Source organism: Pseudomonas sp. KB-10 (assembly GCF_018221585.1).
Lineage (GTDB): Bacteria > Pseudomonadota > Gammaproteobacteria > Pseudomonadales > Pseudomonadaceae > Aquipseudomonas > Aquipseudomonas yangonensis.
The window spans coordinates 668206-694005 of record NZ_QYYB01000002.1 but is presented as its reverse complement, the minus strand read 5'-3'; the positions used below and the strand labels follow the sequence as shown (position 1 = coordinate 694005).

The following is a 25800-nucleotide window of genomic DNA, read 5'->3' as shown; positions in this document are numbered from 1 at the left end:
TTGGCAATAACAACAAGGAACCTTGCATGTCTCAATACCTGCTAGCCATCGACCAGGGCACCACCAGCTCCCGCGCCATCATCTTCAGTGCTCAGGGCCTGCCCGTGGCGCGTGCTCAGCAGGAATTCAAGCAGTACTTCCCGCAGGATGGCTGGGTCGAGCACGACGGCCAGGAGATATGGCTGTCCACGCTCAAGGTCTGCCGCGATGCCATCGCCAGCAGCGGTCTGCAGCCCGATGCGATCGCTGCTATCGGCATCACCAACCAGCGTGAAACCACGCTGGTCTGGGATGCTGCGACCGGCACGCCGATCCATCCGGCCATCGTCTGGCAGGATCGTCGCACCGCCGACTATTGCGCCGGACTCAAGGACCAAGGCCACGAAGCGATGGTCTCGGCCAGGACCGGCCTGCTGATCGACCCGTATTTCTCCGCCACCAAGCTGCGCTGGATCCTGCAGAACGTGCCAGGCGCACAGGAGCGGGCGGAGCGCGGCGAGCTGCGTTTCGGTACGGTCGACAGCTTCCTGCTGTGGCGTCTGACCGATGGCAAGGTGCACCGTACCGATGCCAGCAATGCTTCGCGCACACTGATGTTCAATATCCACACCCAGCAGTGGGACGAAGAGCTGCTTAAGCTGTTCGGCATTCCCGCCAGCCTGCTGCCGGAAGTGCTCGACTGCGCTGCCGAGTTCGGCCATACCGAAGCCGAGTTGCTCGGCGCCAGCATCCCGGTGCTGGGCATGGCCGGCGACCAGCAGGCAGCCTTGATCGGTCAGGCCTGCTTCGAACCGGGTATGGTCAAGAGTACCTATGGCACCGGCTGCTTCATGATCCAGAACACCGGCGAGCAGCCGGTGAGTTCGAAGAATCGTCTGCTCACCACCGTCGGCTATCGCCTTGATGGCAAGGTCACCTACGCGGTCGAAGGCAGCATCTTCGTCGCCGGCGCCGCCGTGCAGTGGCTGCGCGACGGCATCAAGCTGATCAGCCATGCGCGCGAAAGCGAGGCCCTGGCCGAAGCGACGGGAGAGGCCTGCGGGGTGTTTTTGGTGCCGGCCTTCACCGGTCTGGGCGCACCTTACTGGGACCCGAAAGCGCGTGGCGCCATCTTCGGTCTGACCCGAGATACCGGCATCAAGGAGATCGTCACCGCCGGCCTGCAGTCGGTGTGCTACCAGACCCGCGACCTGCTCGAAGCCATGCGTCAGGACGGCGCGGCGGCGCCCAGCGCGCTGCGTGTCGACGGTGGCATGGTGGAGAACAACTGGGTCATGCAGTTTCTCGCCGACATCCTCGGTGTCAGTGTCGAGCGGCCCGAAGTCACCGAGACCACTGCGCTCGGCGTCGCCTATCTGGCAGGGCTGAAACTCGGGCTGTATCGCGACCTCGATGCCGTCGCCAGTCATTGGCATCGTCAGCAGCGTTTCGAACCGCGGATGAACGACGCGCATCGCGAGCGTCTCTACGCCGGTTGGTTGGATGCGGTCAAGCGCGTGCGCAGCGAGCCCTGATCTATCGGGCTCGTAGGAGCGGCTTCAGCCGCGATGCTCTCGCGTATCTGGAAAACAGCAACTGTACCTGTTGCAGGTGACCTGGCGCAGGCATGCTGGCGTTTCTGATCTGGCCAGGAACGCATCATGCCGCTCGAATTTCATCAAGTTGACGCCTTTACCGAGCAACCTTTCGCGGGCAATCCCGCCATGGTCTATCGCCTGGATGCCTGGCTGGACGAATCGCTGATGCAGCGTATCGCCGCCGAGCACAACCTGGCCGAGACGGCATTCGTGGTGAAGGAAGGGGAGGCCTGGCACATCCGCTGGTTCACTCCAACCAGCGAGGTGCCGCTGTGCGGCCATGCGACCCTGGCCAGCGCCAAGGTGCTGTTCGATCTCTATCACGAGGCGGGCGACGTACTGCAGTTCACCTGCCTGTCCGGCGCTTTGCGCGTGACTCGTCGAGGGGAGCGGCTGGAGCTGGATTTCCCCGTGCGTCCGGTGGTACCGGTGGCGGCGTCGCTGCAAGCCGAGGTCGAGCGCGCGATGGATCAGCCCGCGCAGCAGGTGCTGGCCCTGCTCAATGCCGATGGCAGCGTGCAGGAATTGATGGTGGTGCTGGCGTCCGAAGCGCAGGTGCGCGGCTTTACCCCCGATCTGCCGGCGCTCGCGGCGTTGCCGGGCCTTGGCGTGCTGATCACCGGAGCAGGCGAGCGGCATGACTTCGTCTCGCGTTACTTTGCGCCTGCCATCGGCATCGACGAGGACCCGGTGACCGGTTCGACACACTGCATGCTGGTGCCGTACTGGGCCGAACGCCTGGGCCGCAGCGAGCTCAGCGCTTTTCAGTGCTCGACACGAGGTGGTGAGTTGCTCTGCCGTCTGGACGGTGGCCGGGTGAAGATCGCGGGCCACGCGCGGCATATCGCCAGCGGCCAGCTGATGCTCTGATCAGTTGCTGCTGACCCGGCGCACGCCGCCGGAATCGCTCAGTTGCAGCTGCGCCGCCACGCTGCCCAGGGCCGGGAAGGCCACCAGGTGATCGGCGGCGATGCGAATGCCCACTTCATCGCCTGGCTGGTGGTCGGCATGGCTGGGGAAGATCGATTCCAGCTGGCTGCCGGTGGGCAGTTGCAGGCGATACAGGGTCGCGGCGCCGAGGAAGGTCTTGCCGACGATGCGCGCCTTCAGATCGCTGCCTTCATCGGCGACGATGTCATCCGGGCGCAGCAGCACATCCACCGCGCTGCCTTGTGCCCAGGTGTAGGCGCGGTTGCCGCGTATCACGCCGAGTTCGGTCTGTACCGTATCCGGGCTGAGCAACTGGCCGCGAATGAAGTAACCCTGACCGATAAAGCTGGCGACGAAGGGCGTCAATGGCTCGTGGTAGAGGTTGAACGGGGTGTCCCACTGCTCCAGACGACCGCCCTGGAACACGCCGACATGATCGCTGACCGCGAAAGCCTCTTCCTGATCGTGGGTGACCAGAATGGCGCTGGTGCCTCGGGTCTTGAGGATATCGCGGACCTCGTGGCTCAGGCGCCGACGCAACTCGCCATCGAGGTTGGAAAAGGGTTCGTCCAGCAGCAGCAGCTTCGGCTCCGGCGCCAGGGCGCGGGCCAGGGCGACACGTTGTTGCTGCCCGCCGGAGAGCTCGTGCGGGTAGCGCTTGGCCAGGTTGCCGAGTTTGACCAGTTCCAGCAGCTCCTGGGTGACGCGCTCGGCGTTGGCTTGCTTGCGGATGCCGAAGGCAACGTTCTCCGCCACGCTGAGGTGTGGGAACAGGGCGTAATCCTGAAACACCATGCCGATATGGCGTTTTTCCGGTGCCAGGGTGAAACCGGCGCGGGAGATGATTTCGCCATCGAGTTCGATCTCACCTTCGAGCACCGGCTCGAAACCGGCGATGGCGCGCAGCGTGGTGGTCTTGCCGCAGCCCGATGGCCCCAGCAGGCAGCCGATATCGCCAGCGTTGAGGTGCAGGTCGAGATCCTGCACCACCTTGTGAGTCTGGTAGCCGCAGTTCAGCCCGCGTAGCTGCAGCAGCGGCTGGCTCATGCGTGGTGATACGCCGGCTCGACCAGCAGTTCGAGCAGCGCCTTCTGCGCGTGCAGGCGGTTCTCGGCCTGGGCCCAGGCAACCGAGCGTGGGTCGTCGAGCATGTCGAGGCTGATTTCCTCGCCGCGGTGCGCCGGCAGGCAGTGCATGAACAGCACGTCCGGTGCGGCGTTATCGAGCAGTGCGGGGGTGACCTGATAAGGGCGGAACAGCGCCATACGCTGTTCGGCTTCGTCTTCCTGGCCCATGGAGGCCCATACATCGGTGCTCACCAGATGAGCGCCGGCCACGGCTTCGCGCGGGTCACGCAGCACCTGCACGCGGTCACCGGCCAGCGCGAGGAAGCGCGCGTCCGGCTCGTAGCCCTCAGGGCAGGCGACCTTGAGCTGGAAGTCGAACTGGATCGCCGCTTCGATATAGGAGTTGCACATGTTGTTGCCGTCGCCGATCCAGGCCACCGTCTTGCCGGCGATGCTGCCGCGATGTTCGAGGAAGGTCTGCATGTCGGCCAGCAGCTGGCAGGGGTGCAGGTCATCGGACAGGCCATTGATCACCGGCACTTTCGATTTGGCGGCGAATTCGGTGAGGTTGCTATGGGCGAAGGTACGGATCATCACCGCGTCGAGCATGCTCGACATGACGATGGCCGCGTCGCCGATCGGCTCGCCACGACCCAGCTGGGTGTCGCGCGGCGAGAGGAAGATGGCCTGGCCGCCGAGCTGGATCATGCCGGCTTCGAACGACAGACGGGTGCGGGTCGAGGCCTTCTCGAAGATCATGCCCAGCACGCGATTCTTCAGCGGCTCGAACAGTACGCCGCGGTTGCGCAGGTCCTTCAGCTCGATGGCTCGGCGGATCAACCCCACCAGTTCGTCCGGTGTGTAATCCATCATCGAGAGGAAGTGTCTGACGCTCATCGTTAACTACCTTTATCACTACAGTTCGCAAGCCTGTGTCCGGTGACAAAACCGACAAAAACAGCAGAGCTTGCGGCAGGAGGCCGCAGGGTGCGACGAAACAGGGGAAGGCGCGATCCTATAAGGAAATGACGAGACGGCGCAAGTTACCGGCTGCGCAGGCGCAGAATCCTGTTTTACAAGCCTTTTTGCCAAAGCTTTGGCGCCAGCGATATTGAAGGCGGCAGCACCTGAATCGGCACCCATGATGCCTATCGATTCACGGGACGAACCCTGCTGGCGTCGTCCCCGTGCTCGGCCCATAGTGCGAAACCTGCGACCTGACCGGTCGTCTCGGATCAGAACAAGAGGCCAGGCCATGACCAAGTCCCTCCATTACCGTGCGTGCCACCTGTGCGAAGCCATCTGCGGCCTTGCCATCGAAACCGAAACCCAGCCGGATGGCGCCATGCAGATTCGCTCGATCAAGGGCGATGCCCAGGACAGCTTCAGCCGTGGCCATATCTGTCCCAAGGCTGTGGCGCTTCAGGATATCCAGAACGACCCCGACCGCATTCGCCAGCCCATGCGGCGCATCGGCGAGCAGTGGCAGGCCATCGGCTGGGAGGAAGCGTTCGAATTGGTGGCCGAGCGCCTGAGTGCGATCCAGGCCGAACATGGGCAGAACGCCGTGGCCGTTTATCAGGGTAATCCCAGTGTGCACAACTATGGGCTGATGACCCACGGCAATTACTTCCTCGGTCAGCTGAAAACCCGCAATCGCTTTTCCGCTACCTCGGTCGACCAGTTGCCGCATCACCTGACCAGCCATCTGATGTATGGCCACGGCCTGCTGATCCCGATTCCCGATATCGATCACACTGACTTCATGCTGATCCTCGGCGGCAATCCGCTGGCCTCCAACGGCAGCATCATGACCGTGCCGGACGTGGAAAAGCGCCTGAAGGCCATCCAGGCTCGTGGCGGCAAGCTGGTGGTGGTCGACCCGCGGCGCAGTGAAACCGCGGCCATCGCCGATCAGCACCTGTTCGTGCGCCCCGGCAGCGATGCCGCGCTGCTGCTGGCGCTGCTCAACACCCTGTTCGAGGAGGGCCTGACCCGCGACAGCCATCTGCCGGTGGAAGGGCTGCAGCGGGTGCGCGCGGTGATCGCCGACTTCCACGCCGAGGCGATGAGCGCTCGCTGTGGCGTACCGGCCGACACCATCCGGCAACTGGCGCGTGATTTTGCCGCAGCCGACAAGGCGGTGTGCTACGGCCGTATGGGGGTGTCCACCCAGGCCTTCGGCACGCTGTGCCAATGGCTGGTGCAACTGATCAACCTGGTGACCGGCAATCTGGACCGCGTCGGCGGCGTGCTTTGCACCTCGCCGGCGGTCGATCTGGTGGCGAGTACTTCCGGTGGCCATTTCAACCGCTGGCAGAGCCGCGTGTCCGGCCTGCCGGAATATGGCGGCGAGCTGCCTGTCTCGGCGCTGGCCGAAGAGATGCTGACCCCTGGAGAAGGGCAGATTCGCGCGCTGGTCACGGTAGCCGGCAACCCGGTGCTGTCGACGCCCAACGGTCGCCAATTGGAGCGGGCGCTGGACGGCCTGGACTTCATGCTCTCGGTGGATTTCTACATCAACGAGACCACCCGTTACGCCGACCTGATCCTGCCGCCGACCGCGCCGCTGGAGCACGATCATTACGACACCACCTTCAACCTGTTCGCGGTGCGTAATGTCACCCGCTTCAACGAGGCTGTGCTGGCCAAGCCGGACGGTGCACTGCACGACTGGGAAATTTTCGTCGGTCTGGCCAAGGCCTTTGCCGCGCGCAACAACCTTGAACTGAAGCCGACCATGGCGCCGGAGCAGATGATCGACATGGGGCTGCGCTTCGGCGCCTATGGCGATCGCAGCGAGCACAAGCTCAGCCTGGCCAGCTTGCGCGAGCATCCCCATGGTCTTGACCTGGGACCTCTGCAACCGAACCTGGCGGCACGGCTGAAAACTCCGAGCAAGGCCGTGCAGGCAGCGCCCGAACCGTTGCTGGCAGACCTGGCGCGCTTTGCCGGGCAGGAGTTGCCTGGTGTCCATGAACTGCTGCTGATCGGTCGCCGCCATGTACGCAGCAACAATTCGTGGATGCACAACTATCACCGTTTGGTGAAGGGCAAGCCGCGTCATCAGTTGCTGATGAACCCGGTAGACCTGGCCAGTCGCGGCCTGGCCGATGGGCAGCGTGTACAGGTGCGTTCGCGCGTCGGCAGCATCGAGGTGGAGGTGGCGGCCAGCGACGAGGTGATGGCCGGTGTGGTCAGTTTGCCGCATGGTTGGGGCCATGCCCGCCCGGGCGTGCAACTGGACATCGCACAGGCCCAGCCCGGCGCCAGCGCCAATGACCTGACCGACGAGCGCCGCCTCGATGCGTTGTCCGGCAATGCGGTGCTTAACGGCGTGCCGGTTGAGGTGGTGGCTGCGTAACGACCTGCTGCGCGTCGGCCCTGCTGCGTTAAAAACAGGCTCGGACTGCTCATTTACAACTTGTAAACTCCGCGTCCTCGCCTGTTTTTGCCTTGCATGGCTCTAGCTCGCTAGGTCGTAAACAGTTCTGGGGATGACGGCAAGGCCGAGCATTATGCTCGGCTTTTCGCTACAATCGCGCCACCGTGGCGACCGTCGGGTCGCGAAGTCTATGCTGAGGTGCCCCATGGATATCATCGAAACCATCAAAGAGCAGATCGCCAACAACACCGTTCTGCTGTACATGAAAGGCTCGCCCAACGCCCCGCAGTGTGGCTTCTCTGCCCGTGCTGCGCAGGTAGTGATGGGCTGCGGCGAGAAGTTCGCCTATGTCGACATCCTGCAGAACCCGGAAATCCGCGCCAACCTGCCGAAGTACGCCAACTGGCCGACCTTCCCGCAGCTGTGGGTCGGCGGCGAGCTGGTCGGCGGTAGCGACATCCTCACCGAGATGTACGAGAAGGGCGAACTGCAGACCCTGATCAAGGATGCCGTGGGCAAAGCCGACGCCTGATCGCTGCGCTCGCAAAAAAGAACCCGCCTAGGCGGGTTCTTTCGTTTCTGCCGTCTGGCATCTATTTTTGCAGCCACTGGCCGTTCAGCTGGATGAACTGGCCCTTGGGCGTGCGCTCGATGGCCTTCTTGCCGGCAATGGCTTCCACGTCGCTCAGGCTGATGCCATTGTCCTTGGCCACCTTCTGGTATTCGGCGCGGCGTGCCTGGTTGATCAGGCGCGCGATTTCGTCGGCCTGGCCGCCGGGCTTGACCACGCCGAGATAGCCGTTGGGCTGCTCGCCCAGCTGGCCGCTGGCCTTGGCGTCGCCCAGGGCGCTCATGGCCTGGTTGAGGTTCAGCGCATAAGCCGGCAGGCTCAGGGTCAGCGCCAGGAGCAGGGTTGAAATGTATCGAATCATCGTCTCTCTCCGTAGAACCTGTTCGGCGGGTTCAGAACAGACCACTGTCTTCGTTGAATACGTTGTCCAGCGCCTTGTCCACCTTGATGTAGATTTCGTGCTCGACCTTGACGTTGAGGTTGATGTTGATCGGCTCGTTGGGCATGGCCAGCTGCACCGTCGGGGTACAGGCCTGGCACAGCAATGCCAGGCTCAGGGCGGCGAGGAGGCGGTACGTGCGCATGGCGCTACTCCTTCGTTTCTTGAGGGACACGCTGGCGCATCCGTTGCTGAATCCGTCGCTGGATGATGTCACTGACCTTGTCGGTCAGTTGCAGGCTCGCCAGCAGGGTCGGAATGTCTTCTTCCAGGTTGATGTTGAAGTGAATCGGGCGGCCCTGCTCGATGGCCGGGTTCTGTCCATGTAGACGCATGCCGAGACGCAGTGTGCCGGACTGATCATAGTCGAGGCTACTGCTGAGCAGATCGTAGTGGAAATCTTCCAGCGCGTCGGTGACCAGCTTCATGCCCGGGTTGGCCTGACCCATGGCGCGGATGCGCGGCGAGCGAAAACGCAGTTGCCCTCCCGGTGGCCTGGCTTCGATCAACCCCTGCTCGATGCTGATCGCCCCACCCAGGCGCAGGGGCAGCGTGCCGTCGATCAGCCCGTTACCGGCCAGTCCCTCGGCTGGATACACACGAAACAGTTCCTGCAGGTCGAGGCCACTGAGCTTCAGTGGCAGCAGCTGGCTCGACCGATCCAGTGCCCAGGTCGCCGGTTCCAGGCGCAGGCTGCCGCCGAGAACTCCCAGTTCTGCGCGCTGATGGCTGAGCTTGCCGGCCATCGGATGCTGCAGGCTGGCCTGATAGCTGGCCTGCACATGCAACGGGCCGAGGGCGATGCCGGGGTCGATCTGTCTGGCGCTGAGGCTCGGCAGTTCCAGTTTCAGGCGGTCGCCCGCCAGGTGCAGCTGCAGTTCGCCATCCACACCGCTCAGCGTGCTGCGGTCGTAGATACCTGCCAGGCCCTTGCCGCTGAGCTTCGCCCGCAGTTGCAGAGGCTTGCCGCTGGGCAGGTTGAGGCTGGCGTTGCCCTGAATGCGGCCGTTTTCCGGGGTCAGCAGTGGCGGCCAACTGGCCAGGGTTTGCGCGAGCGGGTTACCCGCACGCAGAAACAGCTCGTCGAGCGTGGCGTTCAGCGCCAGGCCATCGGCGGTATTGTTCAGTCCCAGAGTCATGCTCAAGCCTGAGTCGGCCAACAGGGCGCCATCGAGCTTCTGGCGAGCGCTGTCGGCCTCCATCCGGCCCTGCCATTGCCAGCCCTGGGCCTGCAGTTGTGCGTGCTGCAGATTCTGCACGCGCAGCGCCAGCGGGCCGGACAGTGTCGGCGCACGGGGCGCGCCGGTCACGCCCAGGCCGGCGAGGGTCAACCTGGCCTGTTGCAGATCCAGGTCGGCACCGCGCAGGCGCTGAGTCTCCAGACGCGAGTTGCCGGCCAGCGCGAGTTGCAGCTGTTGCGCTGTGACCTTGCCAGACAGGTCGAGGTTCAGCTGCAGGCCGTCGGCTCGATTGCTGTCCAGGTCCACTCGCTTGGCACGGGCATCGAGCTGCAACTGGCGCACCTCCAGCGCCCAGTCGCGTGATTGCTGCAGGCCTAGCTCGGCGTTGGCCTTAACCTGCAGCGCCCCTTCCGCGACGAGCTTCAGCTGCAGGGCCAGCGGGGTATCCGGATTGCTTTCCAGCGGCTGCAGCTGCAATTGCACACGGCTTGTTCTCAGACCGCTTGGCAGGGCGGTCAGCCAGGGCGCGCTCTGGGTGTCGAGTTGCAGGTTGCCGTGCAACTTGCGCGCTTGCCAGGCGCTTGCGGCATTGCGCAGGTCGAGCTGCAGTTCACCGCTTAGCAGGCCTATGCCGGGCAGTGGCCAGGGCTGCGGCAGCTGGGCGTCGACACGTAGCCATCCAGGCGCGGTCAGCAGCTCGCCAAGCTGGCGGGTGGTCTGCGGCAGCTGCAGTTGCCATTGGGCGATGATGCCGGCCTGCTGCGGCGTCGCTGGCAGATTGGCGGTGTCCAGTGATGTCCATTCGCTCAGCCAGACGGCGACCCAGGCTATTTCCTGTAGCGGCGCGAGCAGCAGGTCGCCATTCCATTGCAGTGCATCGCCCTGAGCGGCCAGGTCGCTGTGCAGCTCCATCTGTTGTTGTTCATCGAGGTGCAGAGTCATCTGCAACTGGCGCGCACTATCCAGAGCGCCATCGAGCCCCTGCAGGTGCGCTTGCAATACGGCGCTGTGGTTTTCGCGTAGCAGTCGCGCGCGCACCTGCAAGGCATCGTCCAGACGCTGCACGTCGAGCTCGCCATCGAGTGCGCAACGGCCATTGATGCAGGGCAGTTGCGCCTGGATATCGCGCAGTTCGATCTGCCTCGGCAGCCAGGGCAGGGCATTCGATATTGCCTGGAAGGTGGCGTCGAGGTCGCTGTCGGGCGGGTTTTGCGCCTCTGTCTGTGTCGGCAGCCACTCCACTCGCAGGCCCTGCGCAGCCAGGCGGTAGCGCGGCGTTTCGCTGGCCAGCCATTGCAGATGCACCTGCTTGGCGTGAGCGTGCAATTCATCCTGTTGCCGCTGCACCAGGCTCACCTCGCGCAGCCGCAGGCCACGCCAGGTGAGGCTCAATCCCTGCCAGTCCAGCTCGACATGCTGCTCGTCGAGCAACTGCTGCACGCGATAGGCGGCGTAGCAGGCCACTAGCGATAGCAGCACCGCAATCGCCATGCAGATGCTCAGCCAGAAACGCCAGCGGCTCATGAGTTCTCCTTGCCAGGTGCAGTTGCGGGACGGTACCCCATGCTCCGAAGGGTGCCAAGCCGATCTGATTTCGCGCAGTGGCGCTTGTTCGACCCTGCGTGCGATCTGCCATGGATAGGCGGACCGACCACGGCCGTTTCGCTGGGTGCAGTTTCTGGTGCAGGGAGAGGTTATCGCAGACCCGCATGTCGGCTGCATGAGTCGTTTGGATGCCCCGATACAGAGCGCTGCGCGGATATGTCGCAGCGAGTTGTGCACAAAGCTGAAGCAGCCTGTCACATCACTGTCAGAAACGTCGCTAAACGTTTGATTTTTCGTGGATGATTTTTAAGTCAATGAAAAATATGCATTTTTTTCATTGGTGAAAAAATCGACAGTTTGTCTCGGAGCCCCGAAACATCGGGCCTGGCAGCGCTTTCGCTCAAGTTGTTCACGGAGTTATCCACAGCTTCTGTGGATTGTGGCGGAACTCTTTTATGGAACGACAATCCGTCCGCCAGGCAAGACTTTACCTTCGGCAAAAAAGGAGTAGAGTGGCGCGCCCCGGCAGTCACCCCCCCTTTATTTATGCCTCGCGCTTTACCTTCTTCGTCCTCTGCTACTGGCTCCGCTTCTTCTCGTCTGCCCATGCGCGTTGCGCTATGGCTGCTCGACAATCCGCGTCTGGGGCAAACGCCCAGCGTCAAGCGCATCGCCGGCAATCTGCTCAAGCAGCCCGCGCGCAGAGGCTGTGTGCAGGCGCAAAGCCGCCTGGGCCAACTGCTCTGCCGCGACTGCGGCAACACCCGTGATCGCCGTATCGGCTATGAACTGCTGCGCCAGGCCGCTCGTGCAGGCGACCGCTGCGCCCAGCTGGAGCTGGAGCGCCTATCACGCTGAATGCGTGCTGGCCCCGTGTGAATCGCTGGCTGGGTATACTGCTCGGCGGTTCAACATGGAGCGTCTATGCCAATCGATCCTCTCTCTCTCGCCATCGGCGCCGTCGTCGCGCTGGTCCCGCTGTTGGCGGGGCTGTGGTCACTGCAACGCCGACTGACTCGCGAGCAGGGCGAACATGCGCTGCTGCAGGAGCGCCTGGAGCACGCCCAACTGAGCCAGGCCGGTCTGCTGGCGCAGCTCGATGCGTGCCGTGCCGAGCTGGCCGAGATCAGCGAAATCAAGGTTGACCAGCAGACCGAGCTGGCCGGCCTGCGCCGTGAGAACGAACTGCTGCAGCAGGAGCGGCAGATCGCTCGCGAGGCCGCTCAATCCTGGAATCAGCAGCGTGAACGCAACGAAGCCGAGCTGCGCCGGCTGACCGCAGAATGTGCGGCACTGGCGGCCGAGCTGCAGGAGAACCGCGATAACCAGCAGCAACGCCTCGATGACCTGCAGGGGGCGCGCAATGAGCTGCGTGCCCAGTTCTCCGAGTTGGCGACGAAGATCTTCGACGAGCGCGAGCAGCGTTTCGCCGAGACCAGTCAGCAGCGCCTCGGCCAACTGCTCGACCCGCTCAAGGAGCGCATACAGGCATTCGAGAAGCGCGTCGACGAGAGCTATCAGCAAGAGGCGCGCGAACGCTTTTCCCTGAGCAAGGAGCTGGAGCGCCTGCAGCAGCTCAACCAGCGCCTGGGCGACGAAGCGACCAACCTGACCCGTGCACTTAAGGGACAGAAGACCCAGGGCAACTGGGGCGAGCTGGTGCTGGAGCGTGTACTGGAGCATGCCGGCCTGGAGAAGGGGCGTGAATACCAGACTCAGGTCAGCCTCAAGGGCGCCGGCGGCGAGCGTTTCCAGCCTGACGTGCTGATCCGTCTGCCCGGCGACAAGCAGGTGATCGTCGATGCCAAGGTCAGCCTCAGTGCCTACCAGCAGTATGTCTCGGCGGTGGAAGAGCCGATTCGCCAGCAGGCGCTCAAGCAGCATCTGATCTCGCTGCGCAGCCACCTCAAGGGGCTTTCCGGCAAGGATTACCAGCGCCTCGAAGGCCTGCACAGCCTGGATTTCGTCCTGCTCTTCGTGCCCATCGAAGCCGCTTTCGCCGCGGCGTTGCAGGCAGAGCCGGACCTGTTTCAGGAGGCTTTCGAGCAGCAGGTGGTGATCGTCAGCCCGACCACCTTGCTGGCGACCCTGCGGGTGATCGACAGCCTCTGGCGTCAGGAGCGCCAGGGCCAGAACGCGCGCGAGATCGCCGAGCGCGCCGGCCAGCTGTACGACAAGTTCGTGGCCTTCGTCGCCGATCTGGACGAAATGGGCAACCGCCTGCAGCAGCTGGACAAGGCCTACGCCAGCGCGCGCAACAAGTTGGTCGACGGCCGCGGCAACCTCGTCGGTCGTGTGGAAAACCTCAAGCTGCTGGGCGCCCGCGCGAGCAAGAGCCTGCCGGGCGAGTTGCTCGAACGCTCTGCCGATCTGCCGGCATTGGACGAACTGGGCGAGTGAGCGGCCGTCGCTCCTTATCGCCGCGTCGCTAGCTTGGGTTGTCTTCCGGTCGGTCCGGCCGAGGGCTGGGTTGTTCGAGCCTGTCCACATAGTCGCGCAGCCAGCCGGCCAGCGCAGTGGGTTCGGCCAGCAGTTGCCAATGGCCGGCGCGAACTTCCCGGCGGGTCAGCAGTGGCGCCCAGCGTTGCAAATCCTCGAACAGCTGCGGGCGCACGAAGCGGTCGTGCAACGGCACGATCAATTGCACCGGCACGCGGGTGCTGCGCGAGCGCGGTCTGAACAGACTGCGTATGAAGTTGGCGCGATACAGCTGCACGCCGTGCATGCCATCGCTGCGCTGCGTCGGGCTCGACGGCAGGTTACGCACGCCTTCGAGACGCCGCAGCAGCCTGGGCCAGGCTCGATCCAGGCCCAGGCGCCAGCCCAGTTCCGGTAGCAACGGAATGTGAAAGAAGGCGATGTACCAGGAGCTGAGCAGTTGTCTCAGTGCCTGCAGCAGGGCATCAGGGCGGCGCAGGCTCAGGCGCTCGCGCATCCAGTGGCCGACATGGTCGAGGCAGGGGCCGGAGATGCTGGTGTAGGACGCCAGCAGCGGCTGGATACCTGGCTCGGTCACGGCCTCCCAGCTCTGGATCGAGCCCCAGTCATGGGCGACCAGGTGTACCGGGCGATCCGCGCTGGTGGCTTGCACCACCGCTGCCAGGTCGCGCCCCAACTGCTCCAGGCGGTAGTCGCGCAGTCGTTTCGGCATCTCGGATGCACCACAGCCACGCACATCGTAGGCGACGATTCGATAGTCGCCGGCCAGCTCATGGATCAGCGGGCGCCAGATCTCGTGGCTGTCGGGATAGCCATGCACCAGCAGCAGAGTCGGAGCACCGGGCCTGTCCCAGAGATAGGCGCGCAGACGCAGGCCGTCGCTATCAATATCCAGCTGGCGGGGTGGCAGGTCACGAATTGGCAGCGGCGCGTTCATCGCGAGATACCGAGTGGCTGGGTACGCAGGGGCATGGCAGGCTCCGGGAATGATCATTACATCCTGTGGTGTAAGGACCATTGTTGAGCGCTGGCGCGCCTGTGCCTAGCCGTGGCGGGGGCGGCATCAGCTGTGGGGGACGAACCTCCACGCCGCTCTGGAACGGGCATTCTGGCCATTTTTGTTGAGAGCCTGCGCCGCGCAAGTCCAACCCTTGGTTAGGGGCTCGGTCGCAGGCAGGCACATGCGGTCCAGGCAAGGCGCCTGACCTTAACCGCGCAACACCAGATGGCGACTGAGCAATGCGCGCAGGGCGGCCGGCTTGACCGGTTTGGGCAGGTAGTCGAGGCCTGCGGCATGCACCTCGGCGACCAGTTCCGGGCGGCCGTCGGCGCTGATCACCACGCCGGGTACCGGTTCGCCCAGGCGGGTGCGTAGCCAGGCCATCAGTTCGGTGCCGGTCTCGCCCTCGTCGAGGTGATAATCCACCAGCGCCAGCTGCGGATGTACGTCTTCGCTGAGCAGATGCTCGCATTCCAGACGGTTGCGCGCTGTCCACACCTGGCAACCCCAGCGTGAGAGCAGGCTGTACATGCCGGTGAGGATGCTGTCCTCGTTGTCGATGCAGATCACCTGAGTGCCTTGCAGGGGTTGCCCGTCCGCCGCCGAAACGGTCGGGCCCTGTGGTTTCGGTGCCGGTTTTCTCGCCAGCGGTACGCTGACGCTGAACACGCTGCCCTTGCCCGGCCAGGAGCGCACCTCCAGGCGATGGCCGAGCACGCGGCACAGGCCATCGGCAATCGCCAGGCCGAGGCCCAAACCTTTCTCGGCGCGGGTCTGGTGGCTGTCCAGGCGCTTGAATTCCTCGAAGATCACCTTGCGCTTGTCCTCGGGAATGCCCATGCCACGGTCCCACACTTCCAGACGCAACTGCTCGCCTTCGCGGCGCACGCCCAGTACCACGCGACCCTTGGCGTAGCGGAAGGCGTTGGTCAGGAAGTTCTGCAATACCCGGCGCAGCAGCTTGATGTCACTGTCGATCCACTGCCGGCTGCCGTGCACCCGCAGGTCGATGCCCTGTTCGGCAGCCAGCACGCCGAATTCGGCGGCGAGGGTATCGAACAGGCTGGAGAGGGCGAAGGGGTGGCGATCCGGGGTGATCCGGCCGTTCTCCAGGCGCGAGATATCCAGCAGGTCGGTGATCAGGTCTTCGGCCGAGCGCAGCGAGCTGTCCAGGTGCCGGACCAGTTCCTGGGCTTCGCTGGGCAGGGCGTCGTCCTGATGGGCCAGCGCTGCGGAGAACAGGCGCGCAGCATTGAGGGGCTGCATCAGGTCATGGCTGACCGCCGCCAGGAAGCGCGTCTTCGACTGGTTGGCGGCTTCGGCGTGGGCCTTGGCCTCGGTCAGCGCCTGGTTCAGTTTCGACAGCTCAAAGGTGCGCTCGGCCACTCGCCGCTCCAGGCTCTCGTTGGCGTCCTTGAGGGCGCGCTCGGCTTCGCGGAATTCGGTGATGTCGGTGAAGCTCATGACGAAGCCGCCGCCCGGCATGGGGTTACCGATCAGCTCGATCACCCGGCCATTGGGGAACACCCGCTCATAGCTGTGCGCGGTGCCCTGGCGCATCCAGTACAGGCGCTTGGCGACGTTCTCTTCGACATCTCCGCTGCCGAGCATACCGCGCTCGGCGTTGAAGCGGATGATCTCGGCAATCGGCCGGCCGACGTAGATCAGCCCCTCGGGGTACTCGAACAATTCCAGGTAGCGGTGATTCCAGGCCACCAGGCGCAGGTTCTGGTCGACCACGCTGATGCCCTGGGTGATGTTCTCGATCGCGCCCTGCAGCAGGGCGCGGTTGAACTGCAGCACCTCGCTGGCTTCGTCGACGATGCGCACCACGTCTTCGACCTGCATCTCGCGGCCTTCGATGGCCGCCTTGACCACCGCGCGGGTCGACGATGCACCGAGCACACCGGCGAGCAGGCGTTCGGTGTGGGCGATCCATTCGCTGTTGGCCGGCTGATTGGGGTCGAAGTTCTTGCTTTTACCCTGGCGCAAGGCGAAGCGGGTGAAGCTCTGACGGGCGCGTTCCTCGCCGACGAAGCGGCTGGACAGCATCAGCAGGTCGGCCACCTGCACCGCCAGCAGGCTGCGGCTGCTGGGCTTGGTGCCCAGGTCATGGCCAATGAAGCGCCCGGCCTGCCAGTGTTCGGAAACCCGTGTGCGCGAGAACCAGGATACCCAGGCGAACAGCAGCATGTTGCCGGCCAGCGACAGCACCACGCCGCGCGTCAGCGGGTCGACCTGCAGGCCGATGGGGGCGTAGAGCAGGGCGGTGAGCCCCGGGAAGCTGTCCAGCGACCAACCCATGCCACGTGCCGCCAGTGGCAGCACCAGAGTGTAGAACCAGAGCATGGCGCCGAAGATCAGGCCGGCGAACACGCCGCGGCGGTTGGCCTGCTTCCACACCAGGGCGCCGAACATTGCCGGCGCCAGCTGGCCGATGGCGGCGAACGAGACCTGGCCGATGGTCGCCAGGCTGGTGCCTTCGCCGAGCAGGCGATAGCAGACGTAGGCCAGCAGCAGGATCAGCACGATGCTGACCCGGCGGGCGGTGAGCATCCAGTGACGGAAGGCCTCGAAAGGCCGCTCCGTGCTCTGCCGACGCAGCAGCCAGGGCAGCAGCATGTCGTTGGAAATCATGGTCGACAGCGCCACCGAAGCGACGATCACCATGCCGGTAGCCGCCGAGGCGCCGCCGATGAATGCCAGTACCGCCAGCCCCGGATGAGCTTCGGCCAGCGGCAGGCTGATGACGAAGGAGTCCGGCGTCACGCCGGCCGGCAGCAGCATCTGCCCGGCCAGGGCGATGGGCACGACGAACAGTGCCGCCAGCACCAGATAGGCCGGAAAAACCCAGCGAGCCAGGCGCAGGTCCTTGGGTTCGATGTTTTCCACCACGGTGACGTGGAACTGCCGCGGCAGGCAGACGATGGCGATCATGGCCATGCCGGTCTGCACCAGCATCGCCGGCCAGTTCACCGCTTCGTTCCAGAAATCGTCCAGTTCTGCAGTGTTGTGCGCCTGCAGCAGCAGGTCGTTGAAGCCGTTGTACAGACCGAAGGTGACGAAGGCGCCGACGGCGAGGAAGGCCAGCAGCTTGACCAGCGATTCGAAGGCGATTGCCAGCACCATGCCGCGGTGGTGTTCGGTGACGTCGAGATTGCGCGTGCCGAACAGAATGGTGAACAGCGCCAGCGCCAGCGAAACGATCAGTGCGGTGTCCTGTGCGCTGGTGCCGGTGTCCTGGGCGTGCACGCCGATCAGCAGATTGACCCCGAGCACGATGCCCTTGAGCTGCAGGGCGATGTAGGGCAGCACGCCCACCAGACAAATCAGCGCGACGACGATGGCCAGCGACTGCGACTTGCCGTAGCGCGCGGCGATGAAGTCGGCGATCGAGGTGATGTTCTCCTGCTTGCTGATCATCACCATCTTCTGCAGCACCCAGGGCATGGTCAGCAGCAGGATGATCGGGCCGAGGTAGATCGGCAGGAACGACCACAGTTGCTCGGCTGCCTGGCCGACGGCGCCGAAGAAGGTCCAGCTGGTGCAATACACCGCCAGCGACAGCGAATACACCCATGCACGGACTTTCGGCGGCATCGGCGCGCTGCGGCGGTCGCCATAGAAGGCGATGGCGAAAAGAATGGCCATGTAGATCAGGGCGACCGCGGCGATCAGCCCGGGGGACAGCGACATGCAGACTCCGAAACACGCAGTGGAACGAAACAGGACGAAACGATGGGGATCAGTGTTGCACAAAGCCGGGTGCTGTCGGCTGCGACCAAGGTCGCAGGGGCGACGCTGTGCTTTGCGACAAGGCTCGATTGTGTCGCAGCCCAGGGCCTGATAGCGTGGCCGGTTTGCAAGTAAGCCAGGGAAGGTCCTGAGGAAGCACCCTATGTTCAAGCCGCAACTGGTGACTTTGCAACGTGGCGCTTTGCGCCTGGAACCGCTTTGCGACGCGGATATCCCTGCGCTGGTGGCGCTGGCCGAGGCCAATCGCGAGGAGCTGCTGTACATGAGCGGTACCCAGCGCCTGGACTGGTACCGCAGCGCTTTGGCCGATTTGCGCGAGCAGCGGGCACTTCCTTTCGTCATTCGCCTGGGCGACGCGCTGGTGGGGACCACCCGCTTCGGCGACTTCATGAACAGCCTGCCAGCCTGCGAAATCGGCTGGACCTGGCTCGATCGCAACCAGCACGGCAGCGGTCTGAATACCACCATCAAGTACCTGATGCTCCGGCATGCGTTCGACAACTGGGGCATGGTCCGGGTACAGCTGAAAACTGCCGCCAGCAACCTGCGCTCGCAACGTGCCATCGAGAAACTGGGCGCCCTCCGCGAAGGGCTGCTGCGCAACCATCGGCGGCTCGCCGATGGCCGCCTCGACGACACGGTGCTTTACAGCATCACCGACCAGCAATGGCCGGCGCTGCGCGAGGCGATGGAGGCGGGCTTCGGCGCCTGAACAGCATGCAGACCCGCGAGCAGACCCGCTTCTGGCAGGCCTCCGCATTGAGCGGGGTCGAGCTGCTGCAGGCACGCTACCTCGAACAGCGTTTCGCGCCTCACGTGCATGAAGGCTTCGTGTTCACCGTGATCGAGCATGGCGCGCAGCGCTTTCGCCATCGTGGCAGCGACCATCTGGCTCCGCAGGGCAGCATGGTGCTGATCAATCCGGACGAAGTGCACACCGGCTCCAAGGCGCATGAGGACGGCTGGCGCTATCGCGGCTTCTACCCGGGTAATGACCAGGTGCTGGGGGCGCTGCAGGAACTGGGGCTGGCCAAGGCGGGTATGCCGTCGTTTTCCTCCAGCGTGCTGCATGATCCGCAGTTGCACAGCGCCTTCCTGCAACTGCACTGCCTGCTTGAGGACGGTGCCGAAGCATTGCAGCAGCAACTGGCCTGGCGTGAGGCCATTCTGCTGCTGTTCCGGCGTCACGCACGGCTTGCCGAGCCAGCTGCGCCCGGGCGTGAGCCTTGGGCCGTGGCCTGTGCCAAGCAGATGCTCGCCGAGCGCCTGAGCGAGCCGCCGTCACTGGAAGAACTGGCGGCCGCGGTCAACCTTTCGCCGTTTCATTTCGCCCGGGTATTTCGCCGTGCGACCGGGCTGCCGCCGCACGCCTGGCTCAAGCAGCGGCGCCTGGAGCAGGCGCGGGCGCTGCTCAAGACGGGCTGCACGGCGGTCAATGTGGCCATGCAGCTGGGCTTTGCCGACCAGAGCCACCTGTCACGGCAGTTCAAGCAGGCTTATGGGGTGAGCCCTGGCGAATACCGCAGCGCGGTGGCCCGGAGCTGACAGCAGGCCAATACCAGGCATAAAAAAACCGGCGCTCCTTATCGGGGCGCCGGCTTCTTCAGCCCGCTGCGTCGATCAGAACTCGTGGTCGGCGGTGTCCGGGTTCAGGTCGCTGATGCCCAGCTTGCCCGCGGCCTGCTCGATTGCGCCGGTCTGCTTGACCAGGGCGGCGATGGCGTCACGCACCAGTTGCTGGCCTTCGGCGTTGTCGGCTGCGATCAACTGGTCGAAGTGCACGTTGTTCTTCTCGGCGCTGTCGACCAGTGCCTGCAGCTTGGCTTCGGTTTCCTGCAGGTCGGCCTTGAGGGCGGCATCGGCCTGGGCGTCGGCCTTGGCGACCAGCTCGGACAGGCTCGGGCCGGTCAGGGTGCTGCCGTCGACCTTCTTGTATTCGCCCAGGTAGACGTTGCGAATGCCCTTGCCGTTGTAGAAGTGCGAGTTGTGGGTGTTATCGCTGAAGCAATCATGCTCGTCTTCGGTGGAGTTGGCCTCCAGCGCCACCTTCATGCGCTCACCAGCCAGCTCGCCGAGCGACAGACTGCCCATGCCGAACAGCATCTTGCGCAGGCCGTTCTCGGCGGAGTCGGCGACCAGCTCGCTGCGGTAGTTGCCTTCCACGCCGTCCTTCCACTGCTCGACCATTTCATCCAGATCGCTGACCAGCAGGTCGGTGGCGGCTTTCAGGTAGGTGCGGCGGCGCTCGTTGTGACCGCCAGTGGCGCCTTCGCCAACCAGGTAGTCGGTGTAGGGACGCTCGCCAGCACCGGGCTCGGTACCGTTCAGGTCCTGGCCCCAGAGCAGGAATTCGATGGCGTGGTAGCCAGTGGCGACGTTGGCTTCGGAGCCGCCCAGCTCGTTCAGACTGGCCAGCAGTTCTCCGTTGATCTCGCTGACGTCGATCTTGTCTTCGCCGATCTGGATCTCGGTATTGGCGATGATGTTGGCCTGGGCACCCGGGTTGCCCAGCGCGTGCTGGTAGTCCTCGGCAACGTAGTCGATAAGGCCTTCGTCCAGCGGCCAGGCATTGAGCTGGCCTTCCCACTCGTCGACCACCGGGTTGCCGAAACGGAAAACCTCGGTCTGCATGTAAGGCACGCGAGCAGCCAGCCAGGCTTCACGCGCTGCTTTCAGTGTGTCTTCGCTGGGATTGGCGAGCAGGGCGTCCACTGCCGCCTGCAGTTGCTTCCCGGTGCTGGCAGCGTCGCTGAATACGGCCAGGGCCAGATCGGCGTAATGATTGACCACAGCCTTTGCCGCTGCCTCGTCGACCTTCGCCGCAGCGGCCGGAGCCGAGCTCTCGGTGGCGGCAGCAGGCGCTGCGGCCTGGGTGGCAGGGGCTTTGTCTTCGCCGCAGCCAGCGAGTGAAATGGCGATGGCCAGCAGGCTGGCGGAGGCCAGGGGCATACGAATCATGGCGGGGTCCTTTGCATGTGCGAATGGGCGGTACGCAGGTGTACCTGAAAAACCGCAACATAATGCAAATGTTTCGCATTATGTGTAAAGGCCATTATTCGTCGTTGTGCGTGATATCGCTGCCGGAGGTCGCTGCTGCCGTTAGAATGCCAGCACCTGATACGCAGTTCTGCATGGAGAAAACTGCATGAGCCTGACCACCGTGATCGTCATCGTCGTCCTCATCCTGCTCGGCGCCTACGCGGTGTCTGTGTACAACGGCCTGGTGCGCCTCAAGCATGGGGTGGGCAAGGCCTGGTCGAACATCGACGTCCTGCTCAAACAGCGTCATGACGAATTGCCCAAGCTGGTGGAAACCTGCAAGCAGTACATGCAGTACGAAGGCTCGACCCTGGAGCGGGTGATCGCTGCGCGCAGCGCCGTGGCCAGTGCTCGCGAGCAACATGATGTCGGTGCTCTGGGTAAGGCCGAGAGTGGCCTGCGTGCCGGTCTCGGCCAGCTGTTTGCGTTGGCCGAGAACTATCCAGAGCTGAAGGCCAACGACAGCTTCCAGCATCTGCAGCAGCGCATCAGCGGACTGGAGAATGGCATCGCAGACCGCCGTGAGCTGTACAACGAGGCCGTCAACCTCAACAACGTGCGCATTGAGCAGTTTCCCGACGTGATCATCGCACGCCTGTTCAACTTCCCGGCTGCCGAACTGCTGGTGTTCAGCGAGGCGGAAAAGGCCGATGTCGATATGAAGTCGCTGTTCAGCTGAGCCCCGTCGATGATGCAGGCTGACCCGCTGGGTTTCTTCTTCACCCTGGCGCTTACCCTCGGCGCTTGCCTGGGCGGCGCCTGGTGGTGTCTGCGGCGCTGGTCGCAGGCGCGTCATCTACTCGATACGCCCACCTCGAAGATCCGCTCGGCAGCTCAGGGTTATGTGGAGCTTTACGGTGTGCTCGAAGCGCTACCGGACATGCACCTTCGCGGGCCGCTGACCGGCAAGCCGTGCCTGTGGTGGCGCTTTCGTATCGAGGAATACCGTTCCAGCGGCAAGAAGCGTAGCTGGCGAGTGATCGACAGTGGCGCCAGTGACGCCTGGTTGCGCCTGGTCGACGGCACCGGCGAATGCCTGATCGACCCGCGGGGTGCCGAGATCAATGCGGCGGTGCGCGAGGTGTGGGAGGGCAATCTGCGCCACCCGCTGGGCCCGGCCAAGACCGGGCTGTTCGGCTTTCTCAGCAGTGGCCAGCGCTATCGCTACAGCGAGGAGCGCTTCCATGTTGGCCAGCCGCTCTATGCCATCGGAGATTTTCGCACCCTCGGCGCCGCGCAGCAGGGGTTCGACAGGCATGCCGCTCAGGGTGAGGTGATTCGCGAATGGAAGGGCGACTACGCGGGGCTGCTGCGGCGCTTCGACAGCGACGGCAACGGTGAGCTCGATGAGCAGGAATGGAATCGCGTGCGCCTGGCCGCGCAGCTGGAGGCCGAGGACCGGCACCTGCAGAAGGCCTCCGAACCGGCGCGGCATCAGATGGCCAAGCCTGCTGAGCGCCAGCCGTTCATTCTTTCCAACAGTGGGGAGGATGAACTGGCCCGCCACTTCTACTGGCAAGCTGGCGGCGGCGCCGTGCTGTTTCTGGCAGGTGCGCTGGCCACGGCCTGGTTGTTCGGTGTGCAGAATTGGTAGGTCTGGAGCCCGGCTGAAATTAAAACGCCGCGACGGATCGCGGCGTTCTGTTTGAGGCGCTCAGAGTGTCGCCGCTGAGCTCAGACGCCTTGCCTGCTTGAGGAACAGGGTCAGTTCACGCGCCGGTAGCGGCTTGCTGTACAGATAGCCCTGACCTTCATGGCAGCCCTGGGCGATGATGTAGGCCTCCTGTTCTGCGGTCTCCACGCCCTCGGCGATGACCTGCATGCCCAGGCTCTTGCCCAACTGGATGATGGCACGAACGATGGTCGCATCGTCTTCGTCTTCGAGCAGGTCCTGCACGAAGCTCTTGTCGATCTTGATCTTGTCCAGCGGCAGACTCTTCAGATAGCTCAGCGAGGAATAGCCGGTACCGAAGTCGTCGATGGCGATCAGCGCACCGGAGCGACGCAGGCTGAGCAGATGCTGGGCCGCAGTGCTGATGTCTTCCATCAGGCCGGTTTCGGTGACTTCCAGTTCAAGGCTCTTGGGCGGCAGACGGTAGACCTGCATCAGGTTGTTGACCACGCGCGGCAGCTCGGCGTGGTGCAACTGCACGGTGGACAGGTTGATGGCCATGCGCAGATCGCTGAAGCCCTGATCGTGCCATTCGCGTAATTGCCGGCAGGTCTGGTCGAGGATCCATTCACCGATGGGGATGATGGTGCCGTTCTGCTCGGCCAGCGGGATGAACAGGTCCGGCGCGACGAAACCATGCTGCGGATGTTGCCAGCGCAGCAGCGCTTCGACGCCGACCACGCGGTGATCGCGGTAATCCACCTGGGGCTGGTAGACCAGGTGCAGCTGGTTCTGCGCCAGGGCGTCACGCAGGTCCTTCTCCAGCTCACGGCGGCGGCGCATCTCGCTATCGACGCTGGCGATGTAGAACTGGTAGCGGTTGCGCGAGCGGCTCTTGGCCAGGGTCATGGTCTGCTCGGCTTTCTGCAGCAGCTTTTCGGTGCTGTCGCCGTCTTCCGGGAACAAGGTGATGCCGATGGTGGCGCGCAGGCGGACTTCATGCTGATCAAGCAAAAAGGGCAGCTCCAGATCGTCAAGCACGCTCTGCGCCAGCTCGGCGGCTTCGTAAGGCTGCTCAATATCGGCCTGCACCAGGGCGAACTGGTCGCCGCCGAGGCGTGCCAGCGCCCCGAGACGGCCGCTGTGGCTGCGCAGACGATCGGAGAGGGCGAGCAGCAGCTGGTCGCCGCTCTGGTAACTGAACTGTTCGTTGATGCCCTTGAAGTCGTCGAGGCCAACGCAGAGCACGGCGACGCGGCGCTGCAGGCGGCCGGCGTCTTCGAGAATCTGGTCGAGCTGCTGCTGCAGTTGCTGGCGGTTGGGCAGGCCGGTGAGGAAGTCGTACTGGGCCATGCGCAGCAGGCTGTTCTCGGCTTCACGACGCAGGTGGGTGTTGCGTTCGATCGAAGCCAGCAACTGATTGGCGGTGTTGATCCACAGGCCCAGCTCGTTCTTCTCGTTGCCCTTGAGCATCGGCAACTTATGTTCGCTGGGACGGTCGGGGTTGATGCTGGTGAGGTGTTCGATGATCTTGGATAACGGTTTGGTGAGCAGCCAGTGGTAGACCAGATAGAGCACCAGGCCCATGGCCAGGGCACGCAGCACGCCGGAGATGAAGATGATCACCGAGTTGGTGACGAAACTCTCGCCGTAGGGCGCCGTGTCGAGGGTGATGTTGAGATCGCCGTAGTACTCGCTGTAAGGACCGCGGCCGACCAGCTTGGTCGAGAACAGCTGCTCCTGGCCGAGGATCGGGTCGGTCAGCCAACGCGTGGGCATCTGTGCCAGATCGCGCGAGCGCTCGGCGAGCATCGGCTCGTTGGGGTGACCAATGGAGGCATAGCGCACCGATTCGTGCTGAAACAGGCCCTCGATCACCTGCATGCCCATTTCGCGGTCAAGGCTGTACACGGCCTGCGTCGACGGATCGCGGAACATGCCGAGAATGCGGTGCGCATCGTTCGCGACCGCCTGGCGCGTCTTGTAGGCATCGAAGACGATCTGCGCGCAGCTCAACACCACTCCAACCACCAGTGCCGAAAGCAGCACCACGCGGAGCAACTTGAGTGACAAGCTGTTCTTCAGTTCCAGCTTCAAAGGCAATTCCTTATGTCGATGCGTGCAGCGTCATTCAGACGAGAGTATTGGCAATCTAGCCCTAGCCGTCAAAGGGCCATCATGTCTGGTGGCACTTTTTATCCGATAAGGAATGTTCCTGATGAAAGTCGGCGCATTCAGGTTGATGCATTGCACTATGTCGGTGCGCTTGCGCGAGACTTGAATGCCCTTGGTCGGATTGACCGTGCGCTGTGTTTGTCAGGCTTTGAGACCGTTTTTCCGGCTACCGCGAGCTGGTCTCGTTAGGGCCGGCTCACGGCTAAAACTAACATCACTGGCGTGTCGACGGCACGGAGATGGCGATGTTCGCCGCATCGCTGCTGGAGGCGCCAGTTCAGGCGCGGGAACGAAAAAACCCGGCCACATGGGCCGGGTTTCGTATTACGAGGCTTGGACTCAGGCCGCGTAGTTCTGGGCCACGAAGTCCCAGTTGACCAGGTTCCAGAACGCCTCGACGTACTTCGGACGCAGGTTGCGGTAGTCGATGTAGTAGGCGTGTTCCCAGACGTCGCAGGTCAGCAGCGGAGTGTCGCCGCTGGTCAGCGGGCAGCCGGCGCCGATGGTGCTGGCCAGGGCCAGGGAACCGTCAGCTTTCTTCACCAGCCAGCCCCAGCCGGAACCGAAGGTGCCGATGGAGACCTTGCTGAACTCTTCCTTGAACTTGTCGAAGGAACCGAAGGCAGCGTTGATGGCGTCAGCCAGGGCGCCGGTGGGCTGGCCACCGCCGTTCGGCGACAGGCAGTTCCAGTAGAAGGTGTGGTTCCACACCTGAGCGGCGTTGTTGAAGATGCCGCCCGAGGAAGTCTTGACGATCTCTTCCAGGCTCTTGCCTTCGAACTCGGTGCCCGGCACCAGGTTGTTCAGGTTCACGACATAGGTGTTGTGGTGCTTGTCGTGGTGGAATTCGAGGGTCTCGGCGGAAATGTGCGGCTCGAGAGCATTCTTTTCGTAAGGCAGCGGCGGCAATTCAAAAGCCATGGTCTATCTCCTACTCAGGTCGTGTGCGATATGCGCCAGGCCGATCACGGGCGGCCCGTGGAGGGCGTTTACAATTGGCTGCGAGAGCCGTCCTGCAAACACCACTCTAAGCGGCGTCGAGTTTTTACTCTTTGCGCCGCAGACTCGGGATCATAGCACCGGG

At 63.8% G+C, this 25800-nt stretch carries 20 protein-coding genes; 10 read left to right on the top strand and 10 right to left on the bottom strand.

The genetic code is table 11. From position 1 onward, the window contains the following. The first annotated feature begins 26 nt into the window (after window positions 1-26). Window positions 27-1514, top strand: a complete 1488-nt coding sequence (gene glpK / locus DXK50_RS08200; protein ID WP_212629954.1) for a glycerol kinase GlpK — start codon at window positions 27-29, stop codon at window positions 1512-1514. A gap of 126 nt (window positions 1515-1640) precedes the next feature. Then, entirely contained in the window at window positions 1641-2447 is an 807-nt protein-coding gene (locus tag DXK50_RS08195) for a PhzF family phenazine biosynthesis protein (protein ID WP_212629953.1), read from the top strand. On the opposite strand, the gene DXK50_RS08190 is transcribed toward DXK50_RS08195, so the two are convergent. Further along, on the bottom strand, window positions 2448-3554 hold the full coding sequence (locus tag DXK50_RS08190) for an ABC transporter ATP-binding protein (protein WP_212629952.1): 1107 nt from the start codon (window positions 3552-3554) through the stop codon (window positions 2448-2450). It abuts the gene before it with no gap. After that, entirely contained in the window at window positions 3551-4471 is a 921-nt protein-coding gene (gene argF, locus DXK50_RS08185) for an ornithine carbamoyltransferase (RefSeq protein WP_024309306.1), read from the bottom strand. The genes DXK50_RS08190 and argF overlap by 4 nt, the downstream gene beginning before the upstream one ends. Before the next feature lie 358 nt (window positions 4472-4829). On the opposite strand from argF, the gene DXK50_RS08180 reads away from it, so the two are divergent. After that, on the top strand, window positions 4830-6938 hold the full coding sequence (locus tag DXK50_RS08180; protein ID WP_212629951.1) for a molybdopterin oxidoreductase family protein: 2109 nt from the start codon (window positions 4830-4832) through the stop codon (window positions 6936-6938). Between the two features lie 226 nt (window positions 6939-7164). Next, window positions 7165-7491: a Grx4 family monothiol glutaredoxin gene (gene grxD / locus DXK50_RS08175; protein ID WP_074682640.1), complete on the top strand. Its 327-nt coding sequence runs from the start codon at window positions 7165-7167 to the stop codon at window positions 7489-7491. Between the two features lie 61 nt (window positions 7492-7552). On the opposite strand, the gene DXK50_RS08170 is transcribed toward grxD, so the two are convergent. From DXK50_RS08170 to DXK50_RS08160, 3 genes are read right to left on the bottom strand one after another with little or no spacing between them, the layout of a single operon-like run. Then, a complete protein-coding gene (locus DXK50_RS08170; RefSeq protein WP_161865206.1) occupies window positions 7553-7891 on the bottom strand; it encodes a YdbL family probable chaperone protein in 339 nt (112 codons plus the stop codon). Window positions 7892-7922: 31 nt separating this feature from the next. Further along, the gene (locus DXK50_RS08165; protein WP_024309303.1) at window positions 7923-8114 is read right to left on the bottom strand and encodes a YnbE family lipoprotein; all 192 of its coding nucleotides are present in this window, start codon (window positions 8112-8114) and stop codon (window positions 7923-7925) included. Between the two features lie 4 nt (window positions 8115-8118). After that, window positions 8119-10674: an intermembrane phospholipid transport YdbH family protein gene (locus DXK50_RS08160; protein WP_212629950.1), complete on the bottom strand. Its 2556-nt coding sequence runs from the start codon at window positions 10672-10674 to the stop codon at window positions 8119-8121. A gap of 627 nt (window positions 10675-11301) precedes the next feature. On the opposite strand from DXK50_RS08160, the gene DXK50_RS08155 reads away from it, so the two are divergent. Continuing rightward, window positions 11302-11553, top strand: coding sequence for an SEL1-like repeat protein (locus DXK50_RS08155; protein ID WP_212629949.1), 252 nt, complete (start codon window positions 11302-11304; stop codon window positions 11551-11553). Window positions 11554-11733: 180 nt separating this feature from the next. After that, window positions 11734-13095: a DNA recombination protein RmuC gene (locus DXK50_RS08150; RefSeq protein WP_212630004.1), complete on the top strand. Its 1362-nt coding sequence runs from the start codon at window positions 11734-11736 to the stop codon at window positions 13093-13095. A 28-nt stretch (window positions 13096-13123) separates the two neighbouring features. Here the strand turns inward: DXK50_RS08150 and DXK50_RS08145 are convergent, their stop codons facing one another. Both DXK50_RS08145 and DXK50_RS08140 read right to left on the bottom strand, forming a co-directional pair. Beyond that, the gene (locus tag DXK50_RS08145) at window positions 13124-14071 is read right to left on the bottom strand and encodes an alpha/beta fold hydrolase (RefSeq protein ID WP_161865203.1); all 948 of its coding nucleotides are present in this window, start codon (window positions 14069-14071) and stop codon (window positions 13124-13126) included. A 270-nt stretch (window positions 14072-14341) separates the two neighbouring features. Continuing rightward, window positions 14342-17830, bottom strand: coding sequence for a hybrid sensor histidine kinase/response regulator (locus tag DXK50_RS08140; RefSeq protein WP_212629948.1), 3489 nt, complete (start codon window positions 17828-17830; stop codon window positions 14342-14344). Between the two features lie 202 nt (window positions 17831-18032). Here DXK50_RS08140 and DXK50_RS08135 point away from each other — a divergent pair, with 202 nt between their 5' ends. Together DXK50_RS08135 and DXK50_RS08130 are read left to right on the top strand one after the other, a co-directional pair. Further along, a complete protein-coding gene (locus DXK50_RS08135) occupies window positions 18033-18602 on the top strand; it encodes a GNAT family N-acetyltransferase (protein WP_161865201.1) in 570 nt (189 codons plus the stop codon). Between the two features lie 5 nt (window positions 18603-18607). Beyond that, window positions 18608-19435, top strand: coding sequence for a helix-turn-helix transcriptional regulator (locus DXK50_RS08130; protein WP_212629947.1), 828 nt, complete (start codon window positions 18608-18610; stop codon window positions 19433-19435). A gap of 75 nt (window positions 19436-19510) precedes the next feature. On the opposite strand, the gene DXK50_RS08125 is transcribed toward DXK50_RS08130, so the two are convergent. Continuing rightward, complete coding sequence (locus DXK50_RS08125) at window positions 19511-20848, bottom strand: imelysin family protein (RefSeq protein ID WP_212629946.1); 1338 nt, start codon at window positions 20846-20848, stop codon at window positions 19511-19513. A 187-nt stretch (window positions 20849-21035) separates the two neighbouring features. Here DXK50_RS08125 and DXK50_RS08120 point away from each other — a divergent pair, with 187 nt between their 5' ends. Next, window positions 21036-21608, top strand: a complete 573-nt coding sequence (locus DXK50_RS08120) for a LemA family protein (RefSeq protein WP_212629945.1) — start codon at window positions 21036-21038, stop codon at window positions 21606-21608. Window positions 21609-21617: 9 nt separating this feature from the next. After that, window positions 21618-22523 (top strand): GIDE domain-containing protein, encoded by a 906-nt coding sequence (locus DXK50_RS08115; RefSeq protein WP_212629944.1) that lies wholly within the window; start codon window positions 21618-21620, stop codon window positions 22521-22523. A 60-nt stretch (window positions 22524-22583) separates the two neighbouring features. Here the strand turns inward: DXK50_RS08115 and DXK50_RS08110 are convergent, their stop codons facing one another. Next, a complete protein-coding gene (locus DXK50_RS08110) occupies window positions 22584-24638 on the bottom strand; it encodes a putative bifunctional diguanylate cyclase/phosphodiesterase (RefSeq protein ID WP_212629943.1) in 2055 nt (684 codons plus the stop codon). A gap of 417 nt (window positions 24639-25055) precedes the next feature. Continuing rightward, complete coding sequence (locus tag DXK50_RS08105; protein WP_003462535.1) at window positions 25056-25637, bottom strand: superoxide dismutase; 582 nt, start codon at window positions 25635-25637, stop codon at window positions 25056-25058. Between the last annotated feature and the right edge of the window lie 163 nt (window positions 25638-25800).